The organism is Nocardia panacis (assembly GCF_003598715.1).
GTDB lineage: Bacteria > Actinomycetota > Actinomycetes > Mycobacteriales > Mycobacteriaceae > Nocardia > Nocardia panacis.
Genome location: NZ_QZFU01000029.1, coordinates 173,846 through 190,079 on the forward strand (window position 1 = coordinate 173,846; position 16,234 = coordinate 190,079).

The 16,234-nt window shown below is 66.4% G+C and carries 1 protein-coding gene (only partly in view); it reads left to right on the forward strand.

This entire window lies inside a single protein-coding gene on the forward strand: locus D5S18_RS23210, encoding a WXG100-like domain-containing protein (protein ID WP_120043194.1). The 51,882-nt coding sequence extends 23,681 nt beyond the window's left edge and 11,967 nt beyond its right edge, so the window shows coding positions 23,682–39,915, spanning codon 7,894 (partial) through codon 13,305 (complete); the first complete codon in view begins at position 2. The start codon and the stop codon both lie outside this window.

Sequence of the window (16,234 nt, forward strand, 5' to 3'; positions counted from 1 at the left end):
GCTCGACGGAGCGCTGACGTCACCCGGAATACTCTTGGGCACAACGGGTTTGCGGACCGGTGAGATCGGTGCCATGGTCCGGCTGGACGGTAAGCCGATCCGGCTCGATGGGATGACCCCGAACACTGCCCGATTCGATCTCGACAGCAGATTCATCGCGCCCTCCGACCGGCAGCCGCGACCCGGCGCCGGCGTGGACTTGGGCAAGCGCAAGCGGCCGCAGCGCCCACCCGAGACCGGGAATCCGCCGGAAGGATCACCGACGACCGGCGAACAACCCGGTGCGCGGTCGCAGGATTCAGCCGAAGGCACCCAACACCGCGCCGGAACCGATGGCCGCCCAGCAGAATCCGCCCCGGATACGGCTGCTGGAGAGCACGGTGCCGCGACCGATCGTGCCGCGGATCCCGAACCGCACTCCAATCCCGCGCACGGAACGACTGGGGCACAGTCCGAGTCACCGGGCGACGCCGAAGCCCGCCCGGCCGGCGATGGTTCGGTGCGCAGGCCCGACAGTGAGATCGGTCCCGGCAATGCGGAGACCCCGCCGCGCGATGAACCCGCCGTGCCGCCGCGCCCGTTCGAAGGTGACCAGCCTTTCGACCGCGGCGCCGACAGCGCACCCACCGGCCATGGCGAACAACGCGGGGGCGAGGCAGCCTCGGATGGCGGAACGGCTCACCGTCCGGAGGGGTTCGATGGGCAGGTCACCCGCGAGGCACACCAGGATTCGATACCGGAACCGGTCCAGGATCACACCGAAAGCAATTCGGGCACAATAGATTATGCGGCGCTCGCCAGAATGGAGGGTGCCGGCGAAGTGGCTATGAGTCGCGCGTCCATCGCTACTGCCCATGCCGTCGAGGACGCCGATCACTATTCCAAATCCGCGTTGGCCCAACTGCCTGCTGCCGCGCAGGAAGCCGGTCTGGATGTACCAGCGGCCTTCCATGACCTGGTCTCGCTCACCGATGCCGTCATATATACCAAGCACAGTGCGCTGCGCCGCATCGCGGAAATCCACGAGTTCCGCGTCATCGCCGAGCGTTACTTCGCCGAGAATGCGCGCAAGCCGTTCGGGGCACCCCTGGAAGAACCGGCACGTCAGGAACTCCGCCGTCAGTTCGATATCGGGACGATGCGACTGAAGCGCTTCGGATTGAGTGTCGGTGAGCCCACCGAGCGGAACCTGAACAGCTTCATTCAGCGGCATCTGAACGCGGCTCACAAAACCGCGGACGCGGTCCGGAAATTCGAGCGACTGGCGCATGAATATGTCACGCAGCTCGAGTTGGCGGCGCAACGATCGGCCGCCCTCGAGGAATCCACCGTGATGGATTTCCTGCTGGCGCATATTGGTGAGAACAGGCCGCTACTGGATGACGCGGGCCGAGTGACGCTGGTGGGCAAGCGGCTGATCGTCGTCAGCCACGGCAATGACCACGATGCCCTGCTGGCCAGGGCACTGGCCGATCGGAACAATGCCGATCACGCGGCGGCGGTGGCAGGCGGCGAGATAGTGGTGGACTACTTCTCATTGCGCAACACGGATAACCTCGGTGTGCGGTGGGAGTACAACGGTATCCGCGATGTGCGGCATATCGCCGAAATCATCAACAGCAGCCACCTGTCCATGACCTTGGTGCCGGACGGCGCCGGGCAGTGGAAGGTCGTGCGGCCCGCACCGGCCGAAATCGATTCCTTCGGACATGCCGAACTCCGCGCGGCACGCGCGGTTGTGAATCTGAGGCTGGGCCACCTCACCAACCTTCCGCACGAAATGGCCGATACCGTGGCCCGCCTGCACGTCGAAAACAGCGTGCGCGCCATGCGAATCGAATCGATCGCCGAAGAACTGAGCTTTCACCACAGGGTCGGGCGCTATGAGGAGTTGCAGACGCTGCGACGGGCTCTCGGCATCGACCTGAAAGAATTCGGTCGCGCACCGGACGCGGTATTGAACGGGCTGGCAGACAAGGTCGCCGCGATGCGGGCGCTCTGGGAGACCATGGGCACGACGCCGATGGAGGTCCTGATCCGTGATCTACGGGCGGATCCGGGATTGCTGACCCGTGATCCCCGCACCGCATGGGCGAGTTCGGACCATGCTCCGTCGCGTGTGGAGGAAATTGTTGGCGATCCACAATTCCGCGAGGACTTCCGTCGCCACCACGCCGAGGCGGGCTATTCGATCCACGCCGGGTCCGACCGCGCGCGACTGGCCGTCGCGGTGGAGAACGGCATATACGGCCGGGACGCGGTCGAGCGTCTCGAGCACGAACTCGAGGCGCTGCGAGACGAAGTCGCGGGCACGGCCGAGGATATTGCCGCGATTCGCGATGGCATGCTGCGGGATGCGTGCGCGTATATCGGACTGGGCAGAGTGGAGGAAGCGGGTGGTGCGATCGACCATCGGCTCCAGCTCATCGCGGGGGGCAGTCTCGAAACTCCATACGACCGGATTCAGGCCGCCATGGGCGCGCACGCCGTACCGGATGGATTCCACGGCAACGATCGCTTCACGGCAGTCGGAAAGATTGCGCTCGGCCTGAAGCTCGAGCATCTCAGCAGCGAGAACAAGCCGATCGCACTGATTTTCGAGGAGCGGACCTCGCTCACCGGCAAGGATGTCGGCGGCCACATGTCCACACTCCAGTACCTCGGTATGGAACACGGCGAGGATGTTTACCGGCTGAACGGTGAAAGAGCCGTCCTCCTCGCCAATGACGGCAGTGGGCTCCTCTTCAGAGTCGGCGACCAACTGAAGTCGTTCGGAGAACTGACCAACGGCGTCGGGCGGGAGACCAAGAACACCTGGGCGGTGACCTGGAGCGGCCGCGATGTCGTCGAGATCGAAGGCCGCACACCGAATTCCGCCCCACCGCGCCCCGACCTCCTCTTCGGCGAGACCGGTCGCGACGAGCCGCTGCACGAGGGCCACGACCCGGCAACACCACCGAACGGTCCCAATGACCGTGGGGCGCAACCCACCCCGCCGCCGGGCGAACCCGATCATCCCGGCGCACAGGGTGAACGAGCCGGTGCCGTTGGGGACGGCTCGGTGGAAAGACGAGGCGGTGCACCCGATCGTGTCGCAGGTGAAAACGGCGGTGTCGAACCGCCGCGCGCCGCCGCGAGCCCGTTCGGACGCAATGCCGATGGTGCGCCTTTCGATCCCGCGGGCAGGCCGGAACCTGCCTCGGGCGACGGCGCGATCTCTCGGCCCGCGCGCGTCGGTGCCGAGGCCGCACCCGAGTGGCCGTCGGATCTGCTGCGCGGGCGCGAGCTTCCCCTTGCTGAATCGGATAGTGCCCCACGGCCTTCCGAATACGAGCGGGAATATCTGGACGAGATCGTACGCAGGCTCGGTCTGGACCATGTGCTGCCGCCGGACGTACGGCGGCTCGATGTGCTGGCCGGACTCGCGCGCGACGCACTGGATCTCGATCGGGCACAGCCCTCCGATATCGGGACACCGTTCCAGGCGCGGAAACTCGATTCCGGTTCGTATCCGCGTATCGAATCGCCGGAGCAGGTTCGCGAGGAACTCGCGCGCGCCCTCAGGATCGAGCCGGACGGCCACCGGCGGTTGACCACCGTATTCGCCGATCAGCTGCGGCGGACTCTGCTGCGCGCCGGCGCGGTGGAGGAACTGAACCGAATTGTCACCCGCCTCGACAGCGGTGTCGGTGGCGCCGAGGCCGATCTTCTTGTGCGACAGCGGGAAAAGTGGGCAACTCTGCTCGGGGCGCCATCGGAGGATCTTGCGTCGCGTCCCGCCGAGACGATCGATCGGTTGCGTACGGAGGCGGCGGATCGCGCCGCGGCCGTCATGCACTGGGCGGAGGTGAGCCGGGCCGCCGCGGCGAATCCGGAGGGCGTCGACATGCGGCCGGGAACACGGTTCCGCGTGGAGGTCACCTTCTTCGATGAGCAGCGCGGGGTTACCGAGACCGTTCCGATGTATGGCGTGGTCCAGCGCAACGGCAGTGTACGGGTGGTCGACGGCCTGCGGCTTCCGGTGCCACGCCCCGGCGACATCGGGCCTGCGGAATCCGGTTGGCCGCCAATGCGGATCAAGCGCGTCGCTGCGGGCGAGTCCGGTGAGATATCAGCGGCATCGGTATGGGGATCCGTTGGCAGGGAGTCGGCAGGCTCACATGGTCCGCTCGAAGCGCTGCCACCGCACCTGCCGGAAGCGCAGGTGCGGGCTGTGCTCGCTGAGGCGGCGGCGAAAGAATCGGAGTCCGCCAGGTCGCTCAGAAGTTTCGAGGCGGGGTTCCAGGAGGCGGCAGTCCAAGCCGGATTGGAGTCCTCCGAGGTCGGAGCCGATCCGTTCAAAGCCGCACAAACCGCACGTCACCGTGTATTGACGCGGCTCGGAGCTATCCGCGCCTTCGCCGATACGGCGCGGCGCTTCTTCGCCGAGCACGGCGATACCGCATTCTCCGCCGCGGTCGTGCCGGGTGAGGGTGCCGAACGCCGCATGCTGCGACAGGAATTCGCCCACGCACTACGTGAACTCGGGTGGACATCGAGTAGGCCGCTGACCCGCGAGGACGTGGCGGGCCTGATGGTCGAATTCACCGCCGAGGCGAACGATACTGTCTCCAAGGTCGATTGGCTGGATGTCCTCGCCAGACACTACAGCGAGGACAGTCGCGCACACGACAGCCTTGACGGCCAGTTGGCGAACCTGACGAGCGCCGAGGTGGCGCTCTACGCAGGAGCCGAAGTCAGTGGTCTCTTCGCCGATCCGCATGTCGCCAGGGCGGGTGATCGGCTGATTGTCCTCGGCAGCGACAAAGCGGTTCGCGACGCGCGACTGGCGACCTTCCTCGCGGGCCACCCGGATATCGCCGCGGCGCTGACGAGGGGTGAGCTGTCCGCCCAGTACTACACCGCGGAGATCGCGTCGGAAGGTTCCTCCGCAGGCACGCTGATTATGTTGCGCGAGCCACCGCTACAGGTTCGTCAGATCGAGACGACCGTCGATGGCAGGCCGGTGACCTTGACCGTCGTCCGGGACGAGTACAGCCCGTGGCGCACCATCACCGCTCCCGACCGCCCCGAAGGTGTTTCCTTCGGCAAGCGCTATTCGCCGGATGACCTGTTGCTCAAGCCCGCGCGAGTGGATTTGGCGCGGGACCGGTTGAAGGTTGGGCATCTCGTTGGCGAGCCGTCCCGCCTGGCGGCAGCGGTGGCACACGCGAACGTCGAAAATGGCGTGCGCGCAATGAAGATCGAGGCTATCGCCCATCAGTTGCGGCAGTATCACGAACTGGTCCGCGCGCAGGATCGCCGGTCGCTCATGGAGGCGCTCGGGGTGCACGATGTGCAGCGGACCTCGGTGGAACGGGTGCTGTTGGAGCATGGCGCCCGGATCAACGAGTTGCGGGACACGCTGCTGCCTTCGGCGCGGATCGACGAATTGATCGCCGAGATGCGATCCAATCCCGAACGCTTCAACCGCAACTACCGCCCTGACAACGGGGCAGGCAACCACGATCCGGCGGCGGTCGCGCACATCACCAGGGTTCTCGGCGATCACGGCCGGTTCCGCACCGATCTGCGTGGCTATGAAGGCCGCACCGAGTCCGGTGTCGATCCCGACTGGTTGCGGCTCACCGGCAGCGATCGCACTGGCGTGAGCGCCGAGGAACACCGGCTGATCCAGGGCCTGTCCAGGCTCGATCTGAACGAACACGGCCTGCCGACACCCGAACATCTCGAGCAGGCACTGACCGATCTGCGGAAAGAGGTCGCGGAAAAGGCCGAGGATATCGCCACGCTGCGCCGACATCTGATGGTGAACGACTGCGTGCATGTGATGCTCGGCAAGGTGCAGGAGCATCAGGGTTCGGTGGTGTCGGTGCTCGAGCTGGATATGAGCAACCCGCGTGGCGTTCCTATCGAGGACATAAGGGACGCAATGTTTGGCCGCCCGCTGGAGCACTTCGCGGTCGATCCAACCGACATCGACTTCTCGCCGCACCAGCAGATCATGGAACAGGTGCTGAAGAGTGGACCGGGCACGACCACTTCATTCTTCGATCAGCGGCGCTCACCGGGCCTGCACGGTGTCGGTGGTCACAGCTATGCGCTGCACTATCTCGAGGTGACCGAGACCGGTGAGCGGGTATTCGAGTTCAACAACGAGATCGTGACTCATGTGCGCGGTGACATATTCCTGACTCGCGACGGGCAGGAGAAGACGCTCGTCCAGCTGGCGGGCGGAACTGCCGAGGACATGGTGGCAACCTGGGCCGTCGCCTGGCGTGGCAGCAGGGAGGTCGCTCTCGGTGGTGATCTTTCCGAGGCCAAGCAGCCGCAGCCGGGCTTGCGATTCGGCGCGACATCGCGCGAGGAGCCGCTGCACCGACCCGACCCGACCACACCTTCGCGCGCGCCGAATGCGGTCGAGCGCGGGTCTGTTTCGGAGCACGACGGTACGGATCCGCTGCACCGGCCGGTGCTTCGGTCCGCGCGTGCGCTGATCGACGCGGGGTATGCGGTTGAACCGCACCCGCCGGTGAGCGGCGACCCCCGGATGCGGGTCGAAGGCCGCATTTTCGATCACGTCGCACCGAATGCCGAACCGGTGGAACGGATTGTCGATCGCCTGAACGGGCGATCCGGCGAGCGCGTCGTCGAGCGTGCCGTGGTCGACCTTTCTGGCAGTGCGGTGACCCCGTCCGAGCTGGCGCGGCAGTTGCGGGAATCCCCGGTAGGCGACCGACTGATCGAGGTCGTCGGAATTGACCAGGAAGGCAACGTATCTCACGTTTACCTGCGTGGCTCGGAGATTGCCGAACATCTCGCAGAGAGCGGGGTGGAATCGGCCGAGCAGTCGGCGGCGGAGAATGCCGCACGGCCGGAGCGAGTGCCGACCGATACCGGAAAGGCGGACACCGAGAGCGGAATAGACACGACGGCATCGGAATCAGTCGCGCCGCAGAAACCGGCTGTAGATGGGGCGCAGCAGGGTCAGCCTGCGGCTGAGGCGAACAACTCCGGGGTGCGTCCGGATTCGGCCGCTGAGTCGAACGACCGTGCGGGACAGTCTGGTTCGGATACCGAGCAGCCGAATGGTCGCGCGGTGCGAGCGGATTCGGCCGCCGCCGAGGCGAATGACCATCGGGCACAGCCCGGTTCGGAAAGTGGGCGACGGGCTGGTTCCGGTTCCCCAGCCGGAGAGACGAATAGCCGTGGGTCGGCGGGGGAACGGCAGGCCGGGGCAGGGGACGGCTCGACACAGCGGGCCGGCGGTGACGGTTCCTCTAGCCGCGCACGACAGCAGACCGGAGATCATTGGCGCGGACGTGAAGGCCGAGACGACACCGCAGAGTCCGAGGCGCAACGTTGGAAGGAGGCGCAACGCCGCCAGGAGGAGGCGCAACGCCGTCAAGAGGAGGTGCAACGCCGTCAGGAGGAGGTGCGACGCCGTCAGGAGGAGGTGCGACGCCGTCAGGATGAGGCGCAACGCCGTCAGGACGACGAGGAGCTCACCCATCTCGTGCGGCGATTGGCGGAGCAGGCCGAGGCGGACGCGCGGGAATTGGGTTTGGCAGGTGCGTCGCCAAGCGCGGAAGGCTTCGGATCGCCGGGTGCGGCCGAGGCGCGTCGTGCCGAAATCCAGCAGTCGCATGCTGAGATTCGCGAACTGGTCGAGCGGGAGACCGAGGCGCGTAGGCGGGCGATAGAGCTGCGCGAGCAGGCCGAGGAGGAGCGGCGCAATATGCGGCTGGTGCGCGGTCGCGACCTCGATCGCCAAGCCGACCACCTGGACCAGGTGCTCGCCGAGCAGTTGCGCGGTGAAGCGGAGAGCTTGCGCGAGCGAATCGTCGAACTCGAGCTGGCCGAGGTGTCCGAAGCCGAGCAGGCCGCCAATGCCCGTGTCGACGCGTTGGTCCAAGCCTTGGAGCAGCAAGTCGGCGGCCCGGAGGAATTGGCCCGGCTGCGTGCCGAATTCGACAGCATCGGCCGAATCGAGGAACTGCGTCAGCGCATAGGTTCCGCGGAAATCCTTGCCCTCGAACAAGCTCCACGCCGACGCAAGCTGGCACAGGCGCTGAACGAGCTGCGCGAACACCAGCGGCGACTCGAGGACGCGCATGATGTGGTGGCCGAGCGCACACGAGGCATTCCGCAGGCCGAATCCGGTGCCAAGGAGATCGCGGGTGAGCTGGCGCAGGTGCGGCGCCGCATCGCCGAAACCGAAGCGGCGCTGGCGAAGGTGGACGAGCGGATCAACACCATTGCCGCCGAGCGTGCCGCCGCGCGCGCGGAACTCGATGAGGCACTTGCTATTCGCGACCGGGTGGCGCGGCGCTACGGTGTCGCCGATCCGGAGGAGATCGGCCCGCGCTTCGAGGGCGAGCGCTCATCGCAGGCGCGGCGGGTCGCGGAGTTGCGCGACGCGATTCATGAAATTGTGGCCGCAGAACGGGAAGTGCGCGCCGCGGTCGAGCGCAGAGCGATCCTGGAGGGGATGCTCGCGCTCGGCGGTGTGCCGATCTCCGATCGCGTCTGTGTGATTCCGGGCCGGCTCCGTCCCGATGGCGCCTACGAGATGGATCGGCTGGTCGTCGTCGGCGTCGACGAGAATCCGCAGAGTTACCGCCGCGCGCTGGAGGATTTGTTCGGCGACAGTGCGGATATCCTGCTGGCTCGATCGCAGTCGGACAGGGCGCCTTTCGATATCGTGTTCGCCCGCGCGCACGTCGAAGGCGATCCGCATCCGGTGCCGAACTCGGAGCCGAATACGCAGGGCCGCGCCGGAAAGAGCAGGGTGCCGGGCAAATTCGAGTATGTGCAGCCGCCGTTCCTGCTCAAGTACTCGATCACCGAATCGCTGGGCAAGGTGTGGCTGAACTTCGATCACATTCCGGAGGGAATGTATCCGGAGGTCTTCACGACGAAGTACATCGCCTTCGCCAAGAACGACTACGCGGGCCACGGGATGCCCGGCGTCTACAACGACAATGTCGGCGTTCCGTACTTCCACGGGTATCTGCTGCTTATGCGCATACTCGGCCAGACACCGCATCACCGCTGGGTGACGGGGGCGCTGCAGCACCGGGAGTGGGTCGGCAAGGCGGCGCTGGCCGCCTTCGGATGGATGGAGCCGTATCGCAAGCCGACCGGGTATCCGGTATCGCTTTCGGGCAGGTTCCTGCGGGATCACCCGCATCTGGCCACCATGGTCGGCCACCTGACCGAGTGGATTTCCCACACCGGAGACAAGCGGTGGGTCCAGTACTTGACCAGGCCGCTGGGTTTGGCCCATGTGCGCAGCTACGAATTCTTCAGGGGACCACAGCGTTTCCCGGAACCGCTGGTGCACGAGCAGACCTACGGCACCCGCGCTCCCGAGTCCGCCTCCGGCCGGATGCGGCCCACCAGGGATGGCGCGCCGTACTTCGGCCCGAGCGAACACATCGATCCGTCCTTCCGCGAGCGCATGCGCGAGCAGGAGGCGAATTACGAACGCCGCCAGGAGTGGGTGGAGTCCGAATACGACCGTCTGCGCAATGACGGCACGCTTGCCGGCCGGGTCGCCGACAATGCGCTCCGCGATCCGGACCGCTATTCGGGTGGCGATCCGAAACGCCTTGTGCGCGACGCGTCCACGAAGGGATGGGAGCGCGATCCCGACGGGCATACGATGCCCAAGCACGCCGATGGGGCTACCTGGTTGCGGGATGCGGACGGCCGGGTCCGTCCGCACGAAGAGGTCGTCGCGATCCTGGAGGCGGTGTTCGACCACTGGATGCGCAATCCCGAGGTGCGTCACATTGCCGATGTGGTGGAGGTGTGGAACCGCCTCGCCGAGGGAAATCCCAAGCGCGAGGACATTCTCGCCATCGAAATGGCGCTGGCCGAACGCACCCACCTGGCCCGCAATCCCGATCACAGCTTCGAGCAGGCCCACAATGCCGCCAAGACACAGGGTTTCGACTGGGATGCCAAGCGCCCGCATCCGGCCACCGGCGAGCGCGTCGACCTCGGCTGGGCCAAGAGCGCCTGGCACACGGTGACCGTCCGGGAGCGGGATTTCGTCGAGGTGCAGTACGGGCCGGAGCCGACCACGCAGCGTCCGGAACAGACCGGGCGCTTCAGCGAAGAGTTGCCCTACGGCGACTTCTACAGTCTCGAGCACGTGCGCCAGCATGTGCGCGACATTCTGCGCGGCTGGCCGGAGCATCGGATCGAGCAGGTACAGCGGGAACTCGTCGAGGAGCTCAAGCAGGCGCGTCGTGAATATCGCGGCCAGGCGCAGCTGACCAGGGGACGTATCGAGGTGTCCGGCTTCGTGGACGAGCAGCGGCCCGGCTACCGCACCGTGCATATCAAGATCGACCCGACCGGTGGCGAGCACACCGGCCGTGCGCATGAGCTGCGGTGGGAGGAATATCCGGACCACTGCGATGCAAAGGCGGTGAATGATCTGCGCGCGGCGCAGGGTGATGTGGTCGGACAGATCGCGCGTGATCCGAACCGGCCTGCGGGCGGTAGCGAATGGTCTGAGTTCCAGCCGATCATCGGCCGGACGGTCGATGGGTTCGCCAGGGTGGGCGATATTTTCGCCGATGTGGCCGCGCGCGGGCTCGATGAGGAGGGCAGGGGCACCTCGGCGCTGATCGTGGAGGAGCGGACCGCCCCGAAGCGGGGCGTGCTCCAACGATTGGGCTTCGGCGCCCGCAAGCTCTTCGTCGGCGGGCACACCTACACCGTCACCTACCTGCGTCCAGGTGCGGTCGAGGGCACGCACGTGATGACGGTCGCAGGCCGGGAAGCGACCTATCTGGGCACCACGCCGAGTGGCAGGCCGCGATTCCTCGAAAACGGCAGGCCGGTCACGCTGCGGGAACTCACGGGCGGATCGCGCAGCGGGCCGGAACGCATCTGGGCGGCCGCGTGGCAGGGTGAACCGGTGCATTTGGGCAGTGGCGACCGCGACGCCGCGCAGCCCGATGCCATGTTGCGCATCGGCAGCGATGGCGCATCGCGGCGCACTGTCGTCGACGAGATCGGCGGTCAAATAAGGGATTTCGACGCCAACCCGAGCAATGGGCCGCCGATCAGTAGGGCTGATTTCCGCTATGCGACCACACTGGTCGATCAGCTCGGCATCGCGCACCTCGTCTCGGATGTGCGTGATCCCTTGCACGCCTTGGCCGAAATCGGCCGAAAGGCGATGGCACAGGGCTTCTTCGAGCCGGGGCCGGACGGGCAGTTCCCCCGTGCCCGGATCACGGCCGACTCCACGCCGTCCGCCGATCGATTCGACAATGCGGATCCGGCGGCTGTCGGAAACCATGTTGTGCCAAGGGAATCGCCGCGCGGGAATACTCGCCTGACGGACCAGCGTGCGGAACTCGCCGAGCGCTTGCACCCGTCACCGGAGCACCTCACCCTCGACACCATCGCCGACGAGCGTTTCCGAACCCTGCTGCGCGCGGCCGCCGTCGAGGCATTCCATGAGGCGGAGCAGGCCAGAGCCCATGCCACCGATCCGGCAGTGGCGCAACGCCTCGCGGCCGAATGCGAGGCGTGGGCGCGGGTTCTCGGACTCCATGACGAGTCGGCTCGGCCCCTCGGTCTGACCGAGGCGGCGGCGCACGGACCCGAGCGGCTCCGTCAACTGCTGCACGACGGAGTGCTGGCGCGCCTCGACGCCATCGAAGACCTCACCGATGTGCTGCACCTGCTGCGCGCACGCGACGACAACCCCCGCACCCTCCCCGGTGCCGCCGCCGACCCTGCGGCTCGATTCACCGGCCATGTCGCACCGAGCCCGGATCTGGCACCGGAAGCCTTGCGACAGCACAACCTTCGGGATCACTCCGCGCGGAGCTTCACCAGGGCCGGCTACGAGGTCGAGGTGGATCGGGAATCCGCGCCGGGCCGACTGCGCATGCAAATAGAAGGTCGCACCTTCGATCACTACACTCCGGTCGATCCCACGGCCGATATTCCGGTCCACGACCTCGCCGAGCGCATTGTCGACGGTCTCGTTGCCTCCGGATCCGAACGCATTGTCATCAATCTGGCCGATACAGTGGTGACCCCGGCCGAACTCGGCCTGCATGTGCGCGGCGGTATCGACGGCGTTGCCGAGATCTTCACCGTCGATGAAAAGGGTTCGATAACACGGATTTTCGCTCGCGGCGACGAGCCCGCCGGGATCGATCTGCGCAATGAGTTCGCCGAACTCCTCCCCGGCGCGCCGGTCAAGATTCCGCGGCACCTGATTGTGCAGGTCGGCCGCGGTGGGCACGCCGATTGGATGGAGACGAGCTACAACCCCAAGGATCCGCGCGGCCCATGGCGGCCCACCTCCGATGGTGCGTGGTTCGACTGGGCTATGCGGGAACAGCCGTGGGTTGCGCGAGGAGAGTCGCCCTGGGTCAGAGTGGAGGAGGGCAAACAGCAGGTCGATATTGTCGGCACACCTTTCGAATTCCAGCCGCTCGAGCGCCGCCAGGACAGCGAACTCTCGGCCGAGGTCGCCTTCCGCGCGGCTATGGAGCTGCGGGCACAGGGGGTTGTGCTGGATCCGAATAATCCGGTGCACATCGACTACATCTCCGAGCAGATCCACATAGCTTGGCTGGAACGCAATGGTCTGCGCGCCAGCGAGGAGCAGTCCAAGCCCTATGTCGGCATCCTCCACGACCTGGTGGATCAGCTCAGCGAGAAGGAACGCGATGCCGACCGGCTTTTCGCACGCTTGGCCGTCGAGGCGCTGATCGACGAAGGGCTCGCCGGTCATCCCGCCACCGAATCCGTTCGAGCAGCGGCGGATTCCGCCCATGCTCCCGGCGACCGTGCCGCATCGGAATCGAACGGATCCCGTGGCCGACGATTCGTAGCTACGCCTTTCGCCGAGGATTCGCCCGCGCACCTGCACACCACGGCGCTGAACGAGATGGCCAAGTATCTGGTCGAGGCCGATGGCCAACCCCAATACATGGTGCCCGCACCCGAACTCGCCTACTTGCGGTCGCTGTTCGAGCAGGCAGGCATCGGCGACATACTTCCGATGCTGGGTGATCACCTGCTCGGCGATCCGGCGGTGGGCGACGCCAAATACCGGGATCCGCGCCACGCCATGGCAGAAATAGCCCGAATGGCCTTGGCCCGCGGCTTCTTCGAAGAGCACCGGAACGGCAGCCCGATCATGCGCCTCGACGGCGACTTCGGGCCACTGACCGGGGCCGAACGCCACCCGACCGACCGGATGGCACATGCGTCCCCGTCCGCACTCGGAAACCGCGTCGACCCGGATCCACTGCCCGGCTCACGTACCGACCGCGCTCACCTGTCCGCCCGCCTCGGCCTGCGCTCGGAAGAGGCGACACCGGAACGCCTCGTCGAAGAGCGATACCGAACCGTCCTGCGCGCGATCGTGATCGAGGCCCTGCACGAAACGATGGACGCGCACGCCGAAGCCACCGATCCGGCAGTGCGCGATCAACTCGCGGCCCAACGCGATACCTGGCTGCGCCTGCTCGGCCGCGACGAATCCGAAGCGGGCACAACCTGGTCGACACCGCTCGGCGAAGCGCTGCGCACCGAAGTGCTCGACCGCCTCGATGCGCTCGCCGGTCTGCGCGCCTTGCACGAGGTGGATTCCGACCGCCCCTCGAGGGCAGATGCCATGTCGGATGGTCGTATTCCGACTGCTGCGGATGCTTTGGATGTACCGGGTGGTAAGGCTGCTCGGGGGGAGATGAGTCCTGTTGTCCCGAGTCGGCCGCGTCAGCGTGGTCGGCTCGGTGATACGGGTATCGAATTCGCCGACGGTGGGCGGGCGGATGGGCGTGGGCACGCCAATGATCCCCGCAATGGGCACGGCACGCAGCCGACACCACCGGCGGCGTCGAGTGATCAGAGGGAGGCTCGGCGAGCGAGGGTGCGGCAGCAGGTGCTCGACTCGCTGCTCGATCCGTCGAATGCCGAGACTATCGTGCAGCCACGAGCCTGGCGGCTCAAAGCTGAACCGGCTGAGGATCCGCAGCGTTCGCATTTCGAAGCCCGTCCGGATCCGCGTGCGGGGCGGATCTATCGGGAAGAGCCGGAGCCGGGATCATCGCCGGGCGAGAGCAGAGCACGTCTGACCGAGGCGCGCTCCATCCGTGAGCGCCTGCCCGACTTTTCCTTCGGCAAGCCTGAGCATGTGTCGTCGGGACACACCGGGCTTCCGGTGCGGCTCGGCCCGGATGCCGGTGCGCGCGTGGTGTTGTCGGGTGTCGAGCCGTACACGTTGCGTGTGGTCGATATCCGGTTGGGCAGCGACCCGGTCAAGGCCGCCGCAGACCTTCGACAGTTGTACGCGCTGCTCGAATCCGAGTACCCGAATTCGCGGCACGAGTACACCGTCGTTGGGGACGAAGTGTCTCTCGGTGCCCCGACAGAGCATTGGGCGGGGACCAGGGCTGCCGAAGTAGGCGAGAAGTTCGAGAAGATCGAGAGGCGACTGCTTTGGCTGAAATGGGCCGATAGTGGCGCGATCGACGTGGCGGTGCAGCGTCTCGGCCGATTGATCGCCAGTTGCGAGGCGGATGCCAACGGGGCCTATTCGGTTCGGTGGACCGTGCTGGACAGGTTGGGCAGGCGGACCCTCCTGCTCGAAGTGATCGACAACGTCGATTTGGGTGTCGGCGGTTTCAGTGCGGGCGATTCCGGAGTCACGCCAACACCGGAGGGGAGGTCGTCGTGGTTCATCATCCGGGAGCCGGAGTCGGGCGGCCACGACGTGTCACCGGATTCGGCGGCCGAAGATCCCCATGTGACACAGGTCCTCGATCGAGGTTTTGGGATCGATCTGCGCAACCTCTCGATCAAGAAGACGTTGCTCGCCGCGTTCGGAGATCCGGCTGCGGTGGAGCCGATCCCGGATCCGGCAGGAGTGCGCGGAAAGAGATCCACATACCCGCGCTTCATGAAGTGGATGGGGACCGAAAAGGGGCGGGACGTCAAGAATCCCACCGAACAGGACTTCGCGGATTACGAGGAGTTCGCTCGGCCCGGAACGACCGGGGCAGAGGAGCACTCGGCCACGACGCGAGCCGAGCAGCGGCCAACCACGCCGGATCCGCAGGACGTGCCTGCCCGGCGCGCGGACAACACGGCCGGGACCGACCGCGATGAGGTCTCGCAGCGACAGCGGGCACGCGAGGGCGCGGCGATGGCGCAGGCGCAACTGGAGGGGCTTGCGGCCGCGGAGAGGTTGCGCGAGCACAACCCTGGTGTGCGGGTCGACGCCGTGCGCGACATGGGTGGCGGCCGCACCGAGGTGTCGGTGACCTTGTTGCCGGAGGCCGGAGTGCCGGGCCGGGCGGTCGTGGTGTTGCGCGGTGGGATCGACCCACTCGCGGTACACGTCGAACAGGTGGAATTGGGCAGCGATCCGGTGCGCGCGGCCGAGCACCTGAACAATCTGTTCACCAGAAATGGACCGTTCGAAGAGTTTGATCGCCGTGCGGGCCGCCCATACACCCGGAATATCTCCTTTGGATTCCCGAAGGGAGAGGTATGGCCGCAGGGGCGGGTCGACGATGCCGGTGCCGTCTTCAAATCGATCATTCGAGACCTGAGAAACCTGCATTGGAGCGATTCGGCAGCTATCGATAGTGCCGAAGTCTTATTGCGCGAACTGATTACCGACTCGCTCGTGTACACCCGGTCCGTAGTCCGGGTCGAGTGGACGGTATTCGGCGAACACGGGTCCAAGGCGCTGTTCATCCGGGTGATCGAGGACGAGCCGGGCGATCATGTGCGGCGCGACCTGCCTCCCGGCGCGGGCGTCACCGAATCCGGGGGTCTGCGGTCGACGTGGCTGGTGCTCAAGTCGTCCGAGGGACCGCAGGACGGTTCGGGAGGTTCCGGTGGTAGTCGGCCGCACGGACCGACCGCGCCCCCCGTTGCGCCTGCGGACCGCGGACAGGGACAGACACCCCGAGGAACGAACGCGGCGCGGCCGTCCCGGCCACAGGATCCAGCCGCTGGTCTGGGTGGACGGTACACCGGCGGCGTAGTCACCGATGTGCCCCAGCAGCAGGTTCGACGTCGTGTCGGCTTCCCTGGTGGGCGGCAGCACCCGGACCGACTCTATGGCTTCGATCCCGAACTGCCCGAGGCGCATGCGAGTAACCGGCCACTGGATGGCGTCAAGCCTGCCGCCGATTCAGCTTCCGGCACGCATCGCCCGGCGGCGCAGGACGGT